Annotated in this window: 15 protein-coding genes and 1 pseudogene; 9 read left to right on the forward strand and 7 right to left on the reverse strand. The window is 72.6% G+C overall.

Going from position 1 to position 17,678, the window contains the following annotated elements:
• Positions 1-54: 54 nt before the first annotated feature.
• The 4 genes from ACP4IX_RS28465 to ACP4IX_RS28480 all read right to left on the reverse strand — a co-directional run bounded on the left by ACP4IX_RS28465 (position 55) and on the right by ACP4IX_RS28480 (position 6,385).
• Positions 55-2,877, reverse strand: a complete 2,823-nt coding sequence (locus ACP4IX_RS28465; RefSeq protein WP_426557337.1) for an NHLP bacteriocin export ABC transporter permease/ATPase subunit — start codon at positions 2,875-2,877, stop codon at positions 55-57.
• Between the two features lies 1 nt (position 2,878).
• Complete coding sequence (locus ACP4IX_RS28470) at positions 2,879-5,104, reverse strand: NHLP family bacteriocin export ABC transporter peptidase/permease/ATPase subunit (protein ID WP_426519068.1); 2,226 nt, start codon at positions 5,102-5,104, stop codon at positions 2,879-2,881.
• Positions 5,101-5,907, reverse strand: coding sequence for an HlyD family efflux transporter periplasmic adaptor subunit (locus ACP4IX_RS28475; RefSeq protein WP_426557339.1), 807 nt, complete (start codon positions 5,905-5,907; stop codon positions 5,101-5,103). The genes ACP4IX_RS28470 and ACP4IX_RS28475 overlap by 4 nt, the downstream gene beginning before the upstream one ends.
• Positions 5,908-6,169: 262 nt before the next feature.
• Positions 6,170-6,385: a type A2 lantipeptide gene (locus ACP4IX_RS28480; RefSeq protein ID WP_426519064.1), complete on the reverse strand. Its 216-nt coding sequence runs from the start codon at positions 6,383-6,385 to the stop codon at positions 6,170-6,172.
• Positions 6,386-6,952: 567 nt separating this feature from the next.
• On the opposite strand from ACP4IX_RS28480, the pseudogene ACP4IX_RS28485 reads away from it, so the two are divergent.
• From ACP4IX_RS28485 to ACP4IX_RS28500, 4 genes and pseudogenes are all read left to right on the forward strand, one after another.
• A pseudogene (locus ACP4IX_RS28485) lies at positions 6,953-8,258 on the forward strand (S1 family peptidase).
• Positions 8,259-8,492: 234 nt separating this feature from the next.
• On the forward strand, positions 8,493-8,912 hold the full coding sequence (locus tag ACP4IX_RS28490) for a CBS domain-containing protein (RefSeq protein WP_426519060.1): 420 nt from the start codon (positions 8,493-8,495) through the stop codon (positions 8,910-8,912).
• Between the two features lie 78 nt (positions 8,913-8,990).
• Positions 8,991-9,176, forward strand: coding sequence for a hypothetical protein (locus ACP4IX_RS28495; protein WP_426557402.1), 186 nt, complete (start codon positions 8,991-8,993; stop codon positions 9,174-9,176).
• 138 nt (positions 9,177-9,314) lie between these two features.
• Positions 9,315-9,815: a metallophosphoesterase family protein gene (locus tag ACP4IX_RS28500; protein ID WP_426519056.1), complete on the forward strand. Its 501-nt coding sequence runs from the start codon at positions 9,315-9,317 to the stop codon at positions 9,813-9,815.
• Positions 9,816-9,948: 133 nt separating this feature from the next.
• Here the strand turns inward: ACP4IX_RS28500 and ACP4IX_RS28505 are convergent, their stop codons facing one another.
• On the reverse strand, positions 9,949-10,314 hold the full coding sequence (locus tag ACP4IX_RS28505; protein WP_426557340.1) for a nuclear transport factor 2 family protein: 366 nt from the start codon (positions 10,312-10,314) through the stop codon (positions 9,949-9,951).
• Between the two features lie 337 nt (positions 10,315-10,651).
• On the reverse strand, positions 10,652-12,406 hold the full coding sequence (locus tag ACP4IX_RS28510; protein ID WP_426519052.1) for an ABC transporter ATP-binding protein: 1,755 nt from the start codon (positions 12,404-12,406) through the stop codon (positions 10,652-10,654).
• 178 nt (positions 12,407-12,584) lie between these two features.
• On the opposite strand from ACP4IX_RS28510, the gene ACP4IX_RS28515 reads away from it, so the two are divergent.
• The 3 genes from ACP4IX_RS28515 (at position 12,585) to ACP4IX_RS28525 (ending at position 15,421) form a co-directional block, all read left to right on the forward strand.
• On the forward strand, positions 12,585-13,673 hold the full coding sequence (locus tag ACP4IX_RS28515) for an S-(hydroxymethyl)mycothiol dehydrogenase (RefSeq protein ID WP_426519050.1): 1,089 nt from the start codon (positions 12,585-12,587) through the stop codon (positions 13,671-13,673).
• Complete coding sequence (locus ACP4IX_RS28520) at positions 13,673-14,302, forward strand: MBL fold metallo-hydrolase (protein WP_426557342.1); 630 nt, start codon at positions 13,673-13,675, stop codon at positions 14,300-14,302. Before ACP4IX_RS28515 ends, ACP4IX_RS28520 begins: the two co-directional genes overlap by 1 nt.
• 180 nt (positions 14,303-14,482) lie before the next feature.
• Complete coding sequence (locus ACP4IX_RS28525) at positions 14,483-15,421, forward strand: SDR family oxidoreductase (protein WP_426557344.1); 939 nt, start codon at positions 14,483-14,485, stop codon at positions 15,419-15,421.
• On the opposite strand, the gene ACP4IX_RS28530 is transcribed toward ACP4IX_RS28525, so the two are convergent.
• Entirely contained in the window at positions 15,412-15,945 is a 534-nt protein-coding gene (locus tag ACP4IX_RS28530) for a hypothetical protein (RefSeq protein WP_426519044.1), read from the reverse strand. The genes ACP4IX_RS28525 and ACP4IX_RS28530 overlap by 10 nt on opposite strands.
• Before the next feature lie 49 nt (positions 15,946-15,994).
• Between ACP4IX_RS28530 and ACP4IX_RS28535 the strand changes: the two genes are divergently transcribed.
• Positions 15,995-16,795, forward strand: a complete 801-nt coding sequence (locus ACP4IX_RS28535; RefSeq protein ID WP_426557346.1) for an SDR family NAD(P)-dependent oxidoreductase — start codon at positions 15,995-15,997, stop codon at positions 16,793-16,795.
• Between the two features lie 168 nt (positions 16,796-16,963).
• A complete protein-coding gene (locus tag ACP4IX_RS28540) occupies positions 16,964-17,659 on the forward strand; it encodes a L,D-transpeptidase family protein (protein WP_426557347.1) in 696 nt (231 codons plus the stop codon).
• Positions 17,660-17,678: the final 19 nt, after the last annotated feature.

Here is a 17,678-nt window from a genome sequence, read left to right on the forward strand (position 1 = left end):
GGGCCCGGAGCCGGTACGGCCGGAAACCGGGCGTACCGGCCGCGCTCCGGCCCGTCAGGCCAGCTGCCGCCGCACCAGCTCGTGCAGCCGGCCGCCCGTGTCGGCGAGCAGCTCGGCGGGCGGGCCCTGCTGGGCGACCCTGCCGTCCTCCATCACGATCACGCGGTCGGCGTCGAGCACCGTGGACAGGCGGTGGGCGATGACGATCCGGGTGGCGTCGAGGGCCTTGGTGGACTCGATCACCGCGCGCTGCGTCTCGTTGTCCAGGGCGCTGGTCGCCTCGTCGAAGAAGAGGATGCGCGGCCGGCGGATCAGCGCCTGGGCGATCATCAGCCGCTGCCGCTGGCCCCCGGAGACCGCCCCACTGCCCGAGACGATCGTGTGCAGCCCCATCGGCATCCGCTTGATGTCCTCCGCGAGCCCGGCCATCTCGGCCGCCGCCATCACCTCCTCCGGCGTGTACGGCTCGGTGCCGCAGATCACGTCCAGGATCGAGCCGCTGAACGGCTGCGCGTGCTGGAGCACCACCCCGCACTGCCGGCGCACCGCGGACTGGTCGAGGGCGGCCAGGTCCTGGCCGTCGTACAGGACGCTGCCCGACAGCGGCCGGTCGAAGCCGATGAGCAGCCGCAGCAGCGTCGACTTGCCGCAGCCGCTGGCACCGACGACCGCCACGAATTCCCCCGGCCGCGCCTCGAACGACACGTCGTCCAGGACCAGGGGTCCGTCGTCGGTGTACCGGAAGGACAGCCGCCGCGCCTCGAGCGCCCCGGACAGCGGACCCGGCCGGGTGCTCGCCGTGCGGACCTCGGGCGTGGCGTCCAGGACCGGCCTGATCTCCTCGAACAGCGGCAGCGCGGCCACCGCCGACACGAACGCGCCGGTCAGCTGGGTGACCGAGGTCAGCAGCATCGTCACCGAGGCGTTGAAGGTGAGGAACTCGGCCGCCGACATCGAACCGCGCGCCGGACCGGCCAGGAGCATGAACATCAGCAGGGTGCACAGCGGCAGGTACACCGCGCCGAGCACCGCGTTCAGGTTCTTGATCCGCCCCGCACGCTGCTGGAGTTCCCGGCTGTGCGCGAACTGCTCCGCCCACGCCGCGTACGCGTAGTTCTCGGCCGCCGCGACCCGGAGCTTGGGGAGCCCGCGAAGCGTCTGGAACGCCTGGTTGTTCAGCTTGTTGGTGAGCTTGACGAGCCGCCGCTGCCAGCGCACCTGCCACAGCCCCAGCCCCAGGAACACGGCGGCGACGACCACCAGCATGCCGATCGCCGCGAGCGCCATGGGCACGCTGTACCAGAGCAGCAGTCCCAGGTTCATCGCCCCGACGGTCACCGACTGGGCCACCGTCGGACCGACGCCCGCCAGCAGTCTGCGGATCGCGCTGATGCCCATGGCCGCGCCGGCCAGTTCACCGGTGGAGCGCTCGGTGAAGAACTTCGTCGGCAGCCGCAGCAGCCGGTCCCACACCGCGGGCTGGAGGGTTGCCTCCACCCGCCCCTCCAGCCGCAGGATGGTGAGGTTCTGCAGCAGCATGAAGGCGGCCGCGACGACACTGCTCAGCATCACCGCGAGACATACCTGCACGATCAGTCCGGTCTGCGCCTTCGGCACGAACTCGCCGAGCACCTTGCCGGTGGCGATCGGCACCAGCGCGCCGATCCCCACCGTCACCAGGCCGGCGAGCAGCAGACCGGTCAGATCACCGCGCGTGCCCCGCATACAGAACCGCAGCAGCCGCAGCGGACTGAGCCGGCGCTCGGGCAGCGGCCGGTAGAACATCACCGCACGCGGCTCGAACTCCTCGGCGTTCGCCTTCTCGACCGGCGTCTCCCGGCCGGTCGCCGGATGCACGGCCACATAGCCGCCGCGCCGCCACAGCAGCGCCACGGGCGCGCCCGACAGGGCCCGGTGGCCGACCAGCGGCCCGACGTCGTCCCGCCACCAGCGGCCGTCCAGCCGCACGGTCCGGGTGCGCACGCGTGAGGCGACGGCGACCCGCTCGACCGGGTCGAGCCGGTCGCTCTCCGTCCCGTTCCGGGCGGGCTCGGCGAGCGGGATGCCGGCGGCGCCGGCGACCAGCCTGCACGCCGCGTACGTGGCGTCGGCGTCGGCGGACGTGGTGCGCTGCCCCGACCGCTTGCCGATGGAGGCCAGCAGCGTCCGGTCGGCCTGGGCGCGTACCGCCTCTCCGGCCTTGATACCGGCCGCGGTACGGCTCTCGTGGGTGCGCTCCAGCTGCTCGATCCAGCGGTCCAGCGTGGTCAGCAGCCGGTACTGCTGGTCGACCATGCTCTGCCACAGCGCGGGGTCCATCAGCAGGTCGGCGGCCGCCTCGTCGCCGTACAGCGCCCCGTACTGCACGCTGCCCGGCGGGACCTGCATCCAGAACACGTCGTCGTCGGTGGGGGCGGCCGCCCGCCCGGTCGCCACCGGCGCCTGGAAGAGGACGGTCAGACCGCGGCCCACGCCGAGGGCGAGGGCGTACTCCAGCGGGCTCGTCGCCGGCGGTACGTACTGGGGGTTGCCGTACTCGTCGTACGACCAGGTCTGCGTGCTCGCCGGCTGGTACAGCTCGCGCAGTCCGATGCGGTGCACCACGCAGTCCCGCAGCGGACGTGCGACCAGCGTGTGCTGCGGACCGGCGACCGGACCGAGCAGCACCGAGCCCGCCTCCAGGCGGCCCAGGTGGTGCCAGTGGCCCTGCTCCTCGGCGTCCACCGCGAACAGGTCCACCGCGCCGGACGCCACCAGCCACAGCACCTGCGGACCCTCCAGGTCCAGGCGGCCGAACCCGGCGCAGTCGACGCGGCTGCCCAGCGAGCCGAGCGCCCCGAGGACGAGGTCGTCCTGTCCTTCGTGCACGGATCTCATCTCACCGCTCCCTGACCAGCGCCGCGTACGCGCCGCCGTGCGCGACCAGTTCCTCGTGCCGTCCGCGCTCCACGACCGTGCCGTGCTGGAGCACGACGATCTCGTCGCTGTCCCGGACGGTGCTGAGCCGGTGCGCGATCACCACGCAGGCACAGCCGCGCCGCCGCAGGTTGTCCATGACCACCAGTTCGGTCTCCGCGTCCAGGGCGCTGGTCACCTCGTCCAGGACGAGGATGCTGGGCCTGCGCACCAGGGCCCGCGCGATCTCCAGGCGCTGGCGCTGACCGCCGGAGAAGTTCCGGCCGTCCTGTTCGACCGCGCTGTGGATGCCGCCCGGCCGGCGCATCACGACGTCGTACAGGGCGGCGTCCTTGAGCGCGTCCACCACGGCGTCGTCCGGGACCGACGGGTCCCACAGCGCCACGTTGTCGCGGACCGAGCCCTCGAAGAGGAACACGTCCTGGTCGACGAAGGAGACGGAGGACGCCAGCGCCCCGCGAGGGATGTCCTCGAGCCGCTGCCCGTCGATGCGGATCACACCGTCCCACGGGGCGTACAGTCCCGATATCAGCCGGGACACGGTCGACTTGCCGCTGCCGGAGCCGCCGACCAGGGCCACCTGCTGCCCCGGCCCCACGGTCAGGTCGAAACCGGTGAGCAGCGGCTTGTCGAGGGGGTTGTAGCCGAAGGAGATGTTCTGCAGCTCGACGTGGCCGCGCAGCCGGCGGGTGGAGTCGCCGGCGCCGCCCGGTCGGTCGTAGAGCGGGTCGGCGCGGAAGTTCTCCACGTCCTTGAGCCGGGCCACGTCGGCGGCGAAGTCCTGGATGCGGCCCGCGACACCGTTCAGCCGGGTCAGCGGGGCCGTGAAACGGACCACCAGCGCCTGGAAGGCGACCAGCAGACCGACCGAGATGTGCCCCTCGACCGCCCGCATGCCGCCGATCCACAGGATCAGCCCGCTGTTGAGCGTCGCCAGCGTCGGCGCGACCACACCCAGCCAGGCGCTCGGCACCCCGAGCCGCTGCTGTTCCTCCAGGGTGGTGGCGTGCTGCCCCGCCCAGGTGCGGAAGTAGCCGTCCTCACCGCCGGTCGCCTTCATCGTCTCGATCAGCTGGAGGCCGGTGTACGCGGTGTTGGTCAGCCGCGCCGTGTCCGCCCGCAGCTTCGCCGTACGGGTGGCGCGCAGCCGGATGACGATCCGCATCGCGAGGATGTTGAGCAGGGCCACGCCGATGCCGACGAAGGTGAGCTGGGGATCGTACGTGTACAGCAGTACGGCGTACAGGACGACCACGATCGCGTCGACGCCCGCCGCGGCGAGGTCGCGGGCGAGTGTCTCGGCGACGGCGTCGTTGGACTGGAGGCGTTGTACCAGGTCGGCCGGGCTGCGCTGGGAGAAGAACGTCACCGGCAGCCGCAGCAGGTGGCGCAGGAAGCGGGCACTGGAGAGGGTGGAGGAGATGATGCGGCCGTGCAGCAGGTTCGCCTGCTGGAGCCAGGTCAGCACCACCGTGAGCAGCACGCATGCCGCCATCGACGTGAACAGCACGCCGAGCAGCGAGGTCTGCCCCCCGATCAGGAACATGTCGATGTAGGTGCGGCTCAGCGCGGGCACGGCCGCGCCCACCGCCACCAGCAGCAGACTCGCCAGCACGGCCGCGGGCAGCGTGCCGGCGGTGCCGCGCAGCCGGGCCGGCATCGCGCCGAGAACGCCGGGCTTGCGGCCTCCGCGGGCGAAGTCCTCGCCGGGCTCCATGGTCAGCACGACCCCGGTGAAGGAACCGTCGAAGTCCTCCAGCGACACGAAGCGGCGGCCCTTGCCCGGGTCGTTGATGAACACCCCGCGCCGGCCGAAGCGGTGCCCCATGCCGTCGTAGACGACGTAGTGGTTGAACTCCCAGAACAGGATGGCCGGCGCCGTCACCTCGGCGAGGGCGGCCAGGTCCATCTGCATGCCCTTGGCGGCGAAGCCGTAACTGCGCGCCGCCTTGAGGAGGTTGCTGGCGCGCGAGCCGTCGCGGGAGACGCCGCAGGCGATCCGCAGCTCCTCCAGCGGGACGTGCCGTCCGTAGTGGCCGAGCACCATCGCCAGCGAGGCGGCGCCGCACTCCACGGCCTCCATCTGGAGGACGGTGGGCGTGCGCACGGTCTTGGCCCGGCCTTTCGGCACCCTGCGCTTCGGCGGGGCGGCGCGGCGTCTGCCCCGGGTCTCCTGTGCGGTGCTCACGGCAGCAGCCAATCGACGGGACGCTCGTCGGCCAGCCGGATGGAGCCGGTGGCCATGGTCATGGAGGTCAGGCCGAACGGCGGTCCGTCCGCGGACGACCACTCGTAGCCGCTCTTCGTGGACGTGGAGGTGTCCAGCCGGACCGTCACGGCCACCGGCCTGCCCTCCTTGGTGAACTGCTCGCCGAGCTGGCTGTCGCCGAGGAACGCGGAGATCGTCTGCGCCGACTGCACCGAGCGGTCGACCGACTTCACCGTCCCGTGCAGCACGCCGTACTGCTGCGTCGGCACCGACTGGACGGTCAGGTCGACGGAGGCGTGCGCGGGAATGGCGGCGGCGTTCTCGGCGGGGACGTAGACGGTGGCGTAGAGCGGGTCGTCGGCGTGGGCGACCTTCTCGACGGAGGCGACGTTCGCGCCAGTCCGGATGATCTGGCCGACGGTGGCGGCGAGCGCGCTGACCCGGCCCGCGTCGACCGTGCGGACCGTGGTGTCGCCCTCGGCGGTGCGGACCTTCAGTACGGGGGAGCCGGCGGCGAGCCGCTCGCCCTGGCGGGCGAGCACGGCGGTGACCTGGCCGGAGACCGGGCTCTGCAGGAGGTAACTGCTCTGCCCGTGCGTGAGGATGGCGGGCGCGGCGACCGTGGAGGTCACCGAGCCGCTCACCGCCCACACGGACGCGGCGGCCATCGCGACCACCGTCACGGACAGCACCAGCCAGCCCTGCGGGCGGGCGAAGCGCACCGGAAGGTCGAGCTCCTCCGGTGACTGGAGTTTTGCGAGGGCTTGTTGGCGGAACTGCACGTCGGACGTATCCCAGGGTTTTCCGGCGAAGCCACGGAAGACACCGTGGAGGAGGTCACGGAAGAAGCGTCATGGAAGAGGAACTGCGGAAGAGGAGCCGCGGAAGAGGAGCCGCGGAAGAGGAGCCGCGGAAGAGGAGGAGCCGCGGAGGAGGTGTCACGCAACGGCGTCACAAAGGCGTCACGCGAGGGGAGTCACGCGAGAACGGCCGCCGAGTCCCGGAGCCTGGCCGGCTCCGGGACTCGGCGGCGCGAGGGCGCGATCAGAGACCGGCGACCAGGCCCGCGACCGGGGCCGTGTTCAGGCCGGTGACACCCTCGACGGTGCCGACGGCCGTGTTGAGCAGGCCCGAGACCGGGGCGACGCCGTCCACCAGGCCGGTGACGGTGCCGAGGGCGTTCACGGACAGGCCGCCGGAGACGTTGTCGAGGTCGGCGTCGGAGATCTCGACGGTCTCGACCTGGGGGGTGGAGTTCATGATGGAACTTCCCTTCGTATAGCCATTTCACAAGGGGGGAGCGGCCCCCTCTGGGGACAGATGACGGCCGCGACCGCGGGTGCCGGGTGCCCGTTTCCGGAGCCCTCCGCGGCCCCCGCGGTGCGATGGATCAAAGCACGCGGCCCGTCCGCGCTTCCAATCAATCACCCCTCCCACCAGGGAACTTGCGTCTCCCAAGCGCCGAATGGTGCAGGTCTGCGCACTCCGTCGCGGCGACTTCTTCACATGGTGCGCGACATCGTCCCGCGCGACCCCTTGCCCGTACGGAGGCGAATCCGGCACACCCGCCCCAAAGGCGTGCGGGGCCCTTCGGGTCTGTGCAGATCCTCCAACGAGGGTGACCGGGTTGGGCATTCGATGTGCAGATTCACTGAAGCAGGGATTCCGCCCCATGATCGCAACGGAACGTCCTCGACCGCATACGGAGGGTGTCGACCGGGCCCGATTGAACGGCCCGTCCGGCCGCTGCGTACCCACAGCCGTCCGGGCGCCCCCCAACAGCTGCCGGACCGGTGGCGGGGACCCCGTCCCAGGAGGTCGAGAAGGTTGAGTCACCAGCGAATGCCGAAGCACAGGGCCGCGATGGCGGCAGGCGGTGTGGTGGCGCTCGGCGCGGCCGCCGTCCTGCTGCCGAACGCGAACGCCTCCCAGGACGGCGACACCTCCGACGCCGCCGTGGCGGCACCGCGGACCCTGAAGGCGGCGGACGCGTCGGATCTCGCCGCGCGGCTCGCCGGCCTGCTCGGCGACGCCTTCGCCGGGTCGTACTACGACGCCGGCGAGCGGCGGCTCGTCGTCAACGTCGTACCCGGCGACGACGACCAGGTCGTCGTGGAGGCGAAGAAGGCGGGCGCGGACGTCCGCGAGGTCGACAACAGCATGGACGAGCTGAGGGCCGGCGCGGGGACGCTGAAGTCCGAGGCGACCATCCCGGGCACCTCGTGGGCGATCGACCCGCGCACCAACAAGATCGTGGTGACCGCGGACACCACCGTCACCGGCGCCGACTGGGAGCGGCTGGAGTCCACCGTCGAGAGCCTCGGCCCCGGCATGGCGACCGTCAAGACGTCCGAGGGCACCTTCAAGACCTTCGCGTCGGGCGGTGACGCCCTCTTCGGGGGCGGCGCGCGCTGCTCCCTCGGCTTCAACGTCACCGCGGGCGACGGCTCACCCGCCTTCCTGACGGCCGGACACTGCGGTGTCGCGGAGGACCGGTGGTCCGACGCGCAGGGCGGGCAGCCGATCGCCACCGTGGACCAGGCGGTCTTCCCCGGCGCGGGTGACTTCGCGCTCGTCCCGTACGACGATCCCGCCACCGAGGCGCCGAGCGAGGTCGACCTCGGGGACCAGACCGTCCGGATCAGCGGGGCGGCGGACGCGGCGGTCGGTCAGCGGGTCTTCCGCATGGGCAGTACGACCGGCCTGGCCGTCGGCCGGGTCCTCGGCCTGGACGCCACCGTCAACTACCCCGAGGGGACGGTCACCGGCCTCGTCCAGACCGACGTCTGCGCCGAACCCGGCGACAGCGGCGGCCCCCTCTTCACCCAGGACGGCCTCGCGATGGGCCTGACCTCCGGCGGCAGCGGCGACTGCGCGGTCGGCGGCGAGACCTTCTTCCAGCCGGTCACCTCCGCCCTGGAGGCCGTCGGCGCCACCCTGGGCGGCGAGGCGGCCGGAGGCGCCGGCGACCGGGCGGGCGGGCGAGGAGGCCGGCGCCGATGACCCGGCCGACGGTCCAGGGACCGGGGGCGGCGGGGCTGTCGGAGGTGGTGACGAGTCCGACGGCGGATACGGGGCCACCGGGGACGGTCCGGGCTTCGGCAGCGTCGACGGATCCGGTCCGACGGGCTGACCCGAACGCCGCACACCTCGGCCGCAGGCGCACGGACCGCCGACCGGTCCTCGACGCACCGGTCGGCGGTCCGGCCCTCCGGCGGGAGCCGCACCGCGGCCGGACCCGCCGGCGGACACCGGATTGCCGGTGCGGTGTCGCGCGGATCCGTGCCGCCGACGAGGTGCCGGCGGCGCCGCGCCGGGTACCCGGTCGGCCACACCACGAGCGAGCGAAGAAGCGAGGGACCACGCCATGACCCAGTACGTCCGCGACATCATGACCGGCGACCCGGTGACCGTGGAGCCGCAGGCCTCCGTCACCGCGGTGGCCCGCATCATGCGCGATCAGGACCTCGGCGCCGTCCTGGTCACGGACGGCGGCGAACTGCGCGGCCTGGTGACCGACCGCGACCTGGTGATCCGGTCGGTCGCGGAGGGCGGTGACCCGGAACGGACCACCGTGGCCGACGCGTGCAGCGACGACGTGGTGACCGTACGGTCCGACGAGGAACTGAACCACGCCGTCGAGCTGATGCGCAGCCACGCCGTACGCCGGATCCCGGTCGTCGACGACGGCCGCCCCGTCGGCATCGTCTCCCTCGGGGACCTGGCCATGGAGCGCGACCCGCAGTCGGCGCTCGGCGACATCAGTGTGGCCCGGCCCAACCCGTAGCGGCCACGCGCACCGGCGTTTCACAGAGTCACGCCCGGGGACCCGGAGGTCAACGGCACCGGACGCAGAAGGAAGATGATGCCCGTGACCACCGACACCAGCGAGAAACCCGTCGTCCGGCGACTGGAGACGGGCTGGTCGACAGCACGCCGCCTGCGGGCCAGGGGCGCCGTACGCACGTGGATACCCGCCGTCGAGGACGGCACCGCCGCACGCGCACCGCAAGCCGGGCAGGAGACGAACATCGTCAGGGGCGAGGACTGACGACAAGCCCCGAGGACGAGCCCTGAGCTGACGACCAGCCCCGAGCGCGGCGGGGACATGCCCAGCGCGCCGGCCTCGACGCCGGCGCGGCGCGCGCCACCCAACCCCTCCCACCCCTTCCATCACCGTGGATCGTCCGTGCGCCTGCTGCTCATGTCCGACACCCACCTGCCGAAGCGGGCGAAGGAACTGCCCGCGCGGCTGCTGGCGGAGATCCCGCACGCCGACGTCGTCCTCCACGCGGGGGACTGGGTGGACACGGCCACCCTCGACCTGCTGGAGAGCCGCAGCCGCCGACTCGTCGGGGTGTACGGCAACAACGACGGGGCAGGTCTGCGCGCCCGGCTGCCGGAGGTGGCCTACGCCGGCCTCGGCGGTCTGCGCTTCGGAGTCGTCCACGAGACGGGCGCCGCCCACGGCCGGGAGGCACGCTGCGCCGCGCGTTTCCCCGACCTCGACGTCCTGGTCTTCGGGCACAGCCACATCCCCTGGGACACCACCGCGGACACCGGTCTGCGCCTGCTCAACCCGGGGTCGCCGACCGACCGGCGCCGTCAGCCGTACTGCACCTACATGACGGCGACGGTCGCCGACGGCCGGCTCGGGGACGTCGAGCTGCACCGGCTCCCGCGGCGGTAGGCGGACCCGCCCGGTACGGCGTACGGCGCGTCACCGGGGCCTCGGTGACGGGGCCCCGGGCCCGGGGCACGGCGCACCACCCCGGCACGGCGCGCCGTACTCGCCGCGCGGCCCTCGCAGGGCAACGCCCCGGCTACTCGTCCCAGGCCTGGACGGTGGTCTGCTCGACGATCTTGCCGTCCCGCAGCGACAGCATCGACTCGGCGAGGACCCGCACGCCGTCCGGATACCTGCACTCCTCGGTGAACGCGGCGTGGTCGCCCTGGACGACGCAGCGTTCCAGCCGGTGCGTCATGTCACGGCTGTACACGTCGTCGAGCATCTCGGCGATCTCCTGCCGGCCGTGCAGGACCTTGGGACGGCTGGGCTGGTCGTACCGGTCGACGACGCGCATCTCCGCGTCCTGTGCGTACAGCGACACGAGGGGTGCCGCCGTCTTTCCTTCGATGCCCCGGCGCAGTGCTTCGATGTCGAAGCCGGAGCCTGCCGTGGTGCCCATGACGACCTCCCTGGAAGGCCGCGACCCGAGGGGAACGGACGGCCGTGGCCCTCACCTCCGAGCTTCCTCCGTCCGGGCGCCCACGGCAATCGTGGCCGGGCCCGCCGGTCCTCACTCGTGCGCCGTGCGCTCCGGCCCGGGTTCGCGTCCGGCCCCGCCGGCGCCGGTCGGAGCACGCCTCAACACGACGTAGCCTCGGCGCTCCAGCATGTCACCGGCCCGGCTCCCCCCGCCGTCCGGCGCCGTCCCCGCACTCGGCCGCCGGCCCGACCGCAGCCGCCGCCGAGGGCCCTCCGGCCGGACGGCCCTCGCACCCGTCCGCACGCCTCCGCGTGGCTCAGCCGCCGGTGGCGAGGAACTGGGTCGCCGCCAGCTCCGCGTACAGCGGATCGGCGGTCACCAGCTCACGGTGCGTACCGACCGCCCGGACGCGCCCCGCGTCCATCACCACGATCCGTTCGGCCATCGTCACCGTGGACAGCCGGTGGGCGACGACCAGCACCGTGGTCGTGCGGGCCACATCGGCCACGGTGTCGCGCAGTGCCGCCTCGTTGACCGCGTCCAGCTGCGAGGTCGCCTCGTCGAGCAGCAGCAGCCGGGGACGCCGCAGCAGGGCCCGCGCGATGGCGACCCGCTGACGCTCACCGCCCGACAACTTGGTCCCGCGATGCCCGACCAGCGTGTCCAGGCCGTTCGGCAGCCGGGCGACCAGACCGTCGAGGCGGGTCGTCTTCACCACCGTGGCCAGGGCGCCGTCGTCCGCCTCCGGGTTGCCCAGCAGCAGGTTGTCCCGCAGCGAGCCGGACAGCACCGGGGCGTCCTGCTCCACATAGCCGATCGCCGCCCGCAGCGAGGCCGGTTCCCAGTCCGCCAGGATCCGGCCGTCCAGCGTGATCTCCCCGGAGACGGGGTCGTAGAACCGCTCGATGAGGGAGAAGACGGTGGTCTTGCCCGCGCCGGACGGGCCGACGAACGCCGTCATGCCGCGGGCCGGCACGTCGAAGGACACCCCGTGGTGGATGAACGGCAGGTCGTCGGCGTAACGGAAGCGGACGTCGTGGAAGGCCACCGCGGCCGGTTCCGCGCCCGGGGACGGCAGCGGGGCCGGCCGGGCGGGCGGCTCGGCGGGCAGGAGCAGGGCGTCCTGGATACGGGCGAGCGCCGCCTTGCCCGTCTGATACTGCGTGACAGCGCCGACGACCTGCTGTATCGGCGCCATCAGATAGAAGACGAACAGCAGGAACGCGACCAGCGTGCCGATGTCGATGGCCTCGGTGGCCACCCGCGCCCCGCCCACCGCGAGCACCGTGATGAAGGCGATCTGCATCGCCAGCCCGGCCGTGTTGCCCGCGGCGGCCGACCACTTGGCGGCGCGCACACTCTGCCGCCACGACTCCTCGGCGGCCTCGTGCAGCACCCGTTCCTCCCGGGGCTCGGCGCCGGACGCCTTCACCGTGCGCAACGCGCCGAGGATCCGCTCCAGCGCGGCACCCATCACGCCCACCGCGTCCTGCGCCTGCCGGCTCGCCCGGTTGATGCGCGGCACGATCAGCCCCAGGACCGTTCCCGCCCCGAAGATCACGGCCAGGGTGACCCCGAGGAGCACCGGATCGACCACGCCCATCATCACCAGGGTCGCCGCCAGCGTGAGCCCTCCGGTGCCGAGACCGACGAGCGAGTCGGTGGTGACCTCGCGCAGCAGGGTCGTGTCGGAGGTGATCCGGGCCATCAGGTCACCCGGCTCGGTGCGGTCCACGGCCGCGATGCGCAGCCGCAGCAGATACGACGACAGGGAGCGCCGCGCGCCGAGCACCACCGACTCGGCGGTGCGCCGCAGCACGTAGGAACCGAGGCCGCCGAGCGCCGCGTTGGCGACCACGAGGCCCGACATGGCCAGCAACGCCCCCGCGATGGTGCGGTCGTGCGACAGGTCGTCGATCAGCTCCCGCGCCACCAGCGGCAGCATCAGCCCGGTGGCTCCCGTGGCCAGCGAGAGCAGGGCGCCCACGAGCAGGGCCCGGCGGTGCGGCCGTACGTATGTCAGGAGCAGTCGCCAGGCGGGGGGACCGGTCTCCGTCTCTGCGGTGCTCACGGCACTCCTTCGGAAGGTGGGCGGACGACTCAGGCTACGCCGTGGCCGTACGGCGCGGCCCGCGGATATGCGCGCGGGCACCGGCAGACCCCCCGGACCGCCTGTCACCTGCCCTTTGCCGATCGGTTGCGCGTAGGGTCGGGGGGAACGCTGAACGGCCGAACAAGGAGTCAGGACCATGGCGCAGGAAGTACGCGGCGTGATCGCACCGGGCAAGGACGAGCCCGTGCGGATCGAGACGATCGTCGTGCCCGATCCCGGACCGGGGGAGGCCGTGGTCAGTATCCAGGCCTGCGGGGTGTGCCACACCGACCTGCACTACAAGCAGGGCGGCATCAGCGACGACTTCCCCTTCCTGCTCGGCCACGAGGCCGCGGGCGTGGTCGAGTCGGTCGGCGCCGGTGTCACCGACGTCGCCCCCGGTGACTTCGTGATCCTCAACTGGCGTGCGGTGTGCGGCAAGTGCCGGGCCTGTCTGCGCGGCCGGCCCTGGTACTGCTTCGACACCCACAACGCCGAGCAGAAGATGACCCTCGCCTCGACCGGCCAGGAGCTCTCCCCGGCCCTCGGTATCGGCGCCTTCGCCGAGAAGACGCTGGTCGCCGCCGGACAGTGCACCAAGGTCGACCCGGCCGTCTCCGCGCAGGTGGCCGGCCTGCTGGGCTGCGGTGTGATGGCCGGCATCGGCGCCGCCATCAACACCGGGAACGTCGGGCGCGGTGACACCGTCGCCGTCATCGGCTGCGGCGGCGTCGGCGACGCGGCCATCGCCGGCTCCCACCTCGCCGGGGCGGCCAAGGTCATCGCCGTCGACATCGACGACCGCAAGCTGGAGACCGCCCGCTCCATGGGCGCCACCCACACCGTCAACTCCCGCGACAACGACCCCGTCGAGGCGATCCGCGAACTGACCGGCGGCTTCGGCGCCGACGTCGTCATCGAGGCCGTCGGCCGCCCGGAGACCTACCGGCAGGCCTTCTACGCCCGCGACCTGGCCGGCACCGTCGTCCTCGTCGGCGTACCGACGCCCGAGATGAAGCTGGAACTGCCGCTCCTCGACGTCTTCGGTCGCGGCGGTTCGCTGAAGTCGTCCTGGTACGGCGACTGCCTGCCCTCCCGCGACTTCCCGATGCTCATCGACCTCCACCTCCAGGGCCGCCTGGACCTGGGCGCGTTCGTCACGGAGACCATCCGGCTCGACGAGGTCGAGAAGGCCTTCGAGCGGATGCACTCCGGTGACGTGCTGCGTTCGGTGGTGGTGCTGTGATGACCGCCCGCATCGAACGCCTCGTCACCTCCGGACAGTTCAGCCTCGACGGCGGCACCTGGGACGTCGACAACAACGTCTGGCTCGTCGGCGACGACCACGAGGTGATCGTCATCGACGCCGCCCACGACGTCGACGCGATCGTCGAGGCCGTCGGGGACCGCCGGCTCACCGCCGTCGTGTGCACCCACGCCCACAACGACCACGTCAACGCCGCGCCGGCCCTCGCCGAGCGCACCGGCGCCGTCATCTGGCTGCACCCCGACGACCTGCCGCTGTGGCGGCAGACCCACCCCGACCGGGACCCCGACGCCTGGCTGACCGACGGCCAGATCATCGAGGCCGCCGGCGCCGACCTGACCGTCCTGCACACCCCCGGGCACGCGCCCGGCGCCGTCTGCCTGTACGACCCGGGCCTCGGCGCCCTCTTCAGCGGCGACACCCTCTTCCAGGGAGGGCCCGGAGCCACCGGGCGCTCCTACTCCCACTTCCCGACCATCATCGACTCGATCCGCGACCGGCTGCTCGTCCTTCCGCCCGGGACGAAGGTCCACACCGGCCACGGCGACCCGACCACCATCGGCGCCGAGGCGCCGCACCTGGACGAGTGGATCAAGCGCGGGCACTGACCCTTCGCGGGGCGCCCGTAAAAGCAGGGCGTCCGTCGAGGCAAGGCACCCGTGAACAGGACACGCGTAGAACGGGACACGCGTAGAACGGGACACGCGTAAAGGTGACAGAAGATGTCCGGCTTCCCGGGCACTCTCGATCACGACATCGCTCGTGCGGGAGAGGAACGGGAGCCGGACATGGCAGCGCCACCGGAAGCATCACGGAAGAAGCCGCTGACGGGCAGGGTCGCACTGGTCGCCGGGGCGACCCGGGGCGCCGGACGCGGCATTGCCGTCGAACTGGGCGCGGCCGGCGCCACCGTCTACGTCACCGGCCGCAGCACCCGCGCCCGGCGCTCGGAGTACGACCGTCCCGAGACCATCGAGGACACCGCCGACCTGGTCACCGAGGCCGGCGGCCTCGGCATCGCCGTACCCGCCGACCACCTCGACCCGGCTCAGGTCGCCACGCTCGTCGACCGCGTCGCCCGCGAACAGGGCCGCCTGGACGTCCTGGTCAACGACATCTGGGGCGGCGAGAACCTCTTCGCCTGGGACAGCCCCGTCTGGGAGCACGACCTGGACAACGGCCTCAGGCTCCTGCGGCTCGCGGTCGAGACCCACGCCGTCACCAGCCACCACGCCCTGCCGCTGCTGCTGCGTCACCCCGGCGGGCTGGTCGTCGAGGTCACCGACGGCACCGACGACTACAACCGCGACCACTACCGCACCTCGTTCTTCTACGATCTCGCCAAGACGTCCGTCCTGCGCATGGCCTTCGCCCTCGGCCACGAACTCGGACCACGCGGCGCCACGGCCGTCGCGCTGACCCCGGGCTGGCTGCGCTCGGAGATCATGCTCGACCACTTCGGCGTACGCGAGGAGAACTGGCGCGACGCCCTGGACCGGGTCCCGCACTTCGCCATCTCCGAGACGCCCCGCTACGTCGGCCGCGCCGTCGCCGCCCTCGCGTCCGACCCGGACGTGGCGCGGTTCAACGGCCGGTCCCTCTCCAGCGGCGGCCTCGCGCAGGAGTACGGCTTCACGGACCTCGACGGCAGCCGCCCGGACGCCTGGCGCTACGTCGTCGAGGTACAGGACGCGGACAAGCCGGCCGACGTCACCGGTTACCGCTGACCGGGCGGCAGCGGCCAGCGAGCCGTGTGACCCGGCGGCAGCGCCAGGTCCTCCCGCACCGCCGTGTAGTAGCCCTCGCGTCCGGCGCGCTGCCGCTCCAGCAGGGCCTGCCAGGCGTCCGGGTCACGCGTCCCCTCGCGCAGGAAGCGCTCCATCTCCATCACCGTCAGGACCCAGGCCCGGGCCTTCTCCACCACCTCCCTGCTGCCCAGCAGGAGCAGCGCCTCCCCGGCGGGGTCCCGGGCGAGGGTGGCCTCGGCCTGGGCCGGCGCGGCCTCCTGCGGGGGCAGCGGGTGCGGGTGCGGGTCGTTGCCGAGGTGGGCGGCGATCCGGTACGTCAGCGTGACGGAGGTCTTGAGGGCCCGCGCGTAGTCGGCGTAGACCGCGAGCCTGCGCTCCTCCCAGCGGGCCGCGGTCTCGCTGCGGAACCGGGCCCGGTCACTGCGGACCACGGCGAGATACGAACCGAGCGCGCCGATGACGACGCCCATGAGCGCGGGGAGTTGCTGCAGGAACGCGGACATGGAGGCACGCTACCTGTCCGAGTGATCGTTTCGGCAGTACCGTCGCGCCATGACGGACACAGGGCGTTTCACCGACCACGGCGTACTGATCACGGGCGCGGCCCGGGGCATCGGCGCGGCCACCGCACGCCGGCTCGCCGGCGAGGGGGCACGGGTGCTGCTGACCGACGTGGACCTCGCCGCGGCGCGGCGGACGGCGGGCGAGCTGACGGAACAGGGGCTCACCGCCGAGGCGTTCGCCTGCGACGTCACCGACCGGGCGTCCGTCGAGGCGGCCGTCGCCCACGCCGTGGACACCTTCGGCACCCTCGACGTGCTGGTCAACAACGCCTACGCCTGCACGCCCGACGCCGCGCTCTTCGAGGACGAGCCGGACGAGGTCTGGGCCCGCGACCTCGACGTCACCCTCACCGGCGCCTACCGCTGCTGCCGCGCCGCGCTGCCCCACCTCGCGGCCTCGGGGCGCGGCGCGATCGTGAGCGTCGGCTCGGTCAACGCCGTCCAGGACTTCGGCAACCACGCCTACAGCGCCGCCAAGGCGGGCCTCGCCTCCCTCACCCGCACCCTCGCCGGACACGCCGCCGCGCGCGGTGTCCGCGTCAACCTCGTGACGCCGGGCACCGTGCGCACCACGGCCTGGGAGGGCCGGGACACGGAGTTGGCGGCGGTCCGGCGGCTGTACCCGCTGGGGCGGGTCGGCGAACCCGAGGACATCGCGGCGGCCGTCGCCTTCCTCGCCTCGCGGGACGCGTCCTGGATCACCGGCACCACGCTGGTCGTCGACGGCGGTCTCACCGCGGTCAACACCGGGTTCCGGCAGGCGTGCCGGGAAGGGGACGGCACGGACTGACGGCCGCTCGACGGGCCGGGGCACCGGGCGGCGTTTGTCACCGTTTCGTCGCGGTACGGGCGGGTCGGGCAACCGAAACGGCCGGGCGGTGGTCTCCCAAGGGGGGAGCGCACCACGGGTTACCCCCTCCGTCCGATCCACCGCTTCGACGCGAAAGGCCGACCAGCCATGGGGGACATGCACCGACGGGGAGCCGTCGCACTCGGGGTCACCGCACTGGTGGCACCGCTCACGCTCGCGCTCGGCGCCGCACCAGCCCAGGCGGCGAGCTGTACGACGCAGACGGGGCCGCACCAGAAGAAGGTGGAGAAGTTCCTCGGCCGCCCGGCCGACGGCAAACAGTCCACCGCCGACTGCAAGGCGATCCGCGCCTTCCAGACCAAGCACGGCATCACGCCGAACATCGGCTACGCGGGCCCCGTCACCTGGGGTGTGATGGACCTGATGACGAAGCAGAAGGCCGTCGGAAAGAATCCCAACAAGTCGGGCAAGTGCCCGGTCAACAAGGGCCGTATCGCCTGCGTCGACCTCACGCTCCAGCTGAGCTGGATCCAGGACGGCAGGAAGCTCGTGTACGGCCCGGTACCGGTCCGCACCGGCCGCAACGGCCACGAGACCCGCACCGGCCCGAAGAAGGTCTACTGGCGCAACATCGACCACCACTCGACGATCTACGACGTGCCGATGCCCTACAGCCAGTTCTTCGACGGCGGCCAGGCCTTCCACGCGGCCGGCGTCAGCATGTGGAGCCCGCCGGGCTCGCACGGCTGCGTCAACATGACCAAGTCCGACGCCAAGAAGTACTGGTCGCTGCTGAGGAAGGGCGACGACGTCCACGTGTACGGACGCAAGCCGGGCACCTGACGGATCCGGGCACCCGGCT

This window comes from Streptomyces sp. WG5, from assembly GCF_049974565.1.
Classification (GTDB): domain Bacteria; phylum Actinomycetota; class Actinomycetes; order Streptomycetales; family Streptomycetaceae; genus Streptomyces.

What these genes read in the sequence shown, in the direction of transcription:
- ACP4IX_RS28465 (WP_426557337.1), bottom strand. Translation starts at nt 2,877, where the DNA reads ATGAGATCCGTGCACGAAGGACAGGACGACCTCGTCCTCGGGGCGCTC.
- ACP4IX_RS28480 (WP_426519064.1), bottom strand. Translation starts at nt 6,385, where the DNA reads ATGAACTCCACCCCCCAGGTCGAGACCGTCGAGATCTCCGACGCCGAC.
- ACP4IX_RS28490 (WP_426519060.1), top strand. Translation starts at nt 8,493, where the DNA reads ATGACCCAGTACGTCCGCGACATCATGACCGGCGACCCGGTGACCGTG.
- ACP4IX_RS28495 (WP_426557402.1), top strand. Translation starts at nt 8,991, where the DNA reads ATGCCCGTGACCACCGACACCAGCGAGAAACCCGTCGTCCGGCGACTG.
- ACP4IX_RS28505 (WP_426557340.1), bottom strand. Translation starts at nt 10,314, where the DNA reads ATGGGCACCACGGCAGGCTCCGGCTTCGACATCGAAGCACTGCGCCGG.
- ACP4IX_RS28515 (WP_426519050.1), top strand. Translation starts at nt 12,585, where the DNA reads ATGGCGCAGGAAGTACGCGGCGTGATCGCACCGGGCAAGGACGAGCCC.
- ACP4IX_RS28520 (WP_426557342.1), top strand. Translation starts at nt 13,673, where the DNA reads ATGACCGCCCGCATCGAACGCCTCGTCACCTCCGGACAGTTCAGCCTC.
- ACP4IX_RS28525 (WP_426557344.1), top strand. Translation starts at nt 14,483, where the DNA reads ATGGCAGCGCCACCGGAAGCATCACGGAAGAAGCCGCTGACGGGCAGG.
- ACP4IX_RS28530 (WP_426519044.1), bottom strand. Translation starts at nt 15,945, where the DNA reads ATGTCCGCGTTCCTGCAGCAACTCCCCGCGCTCATGGGCGTCGTCATC.
- ACP4IX_RS28535 (WP_426557346.1), top strand. Translation starts at nt 15,995, where the DNA reads ATGACGGACACAGGGCGTTTCACCGACCACGGCGTACTGATCACGGGC.
- ACP4IX_RS28540 (WP_426557347.1), top strand. Translation starts at nt 16,964, where the DNA reads ATGGGGGACATGCACCGACGGGGAGCCGTCGCACTCGGGGTCACCGCA.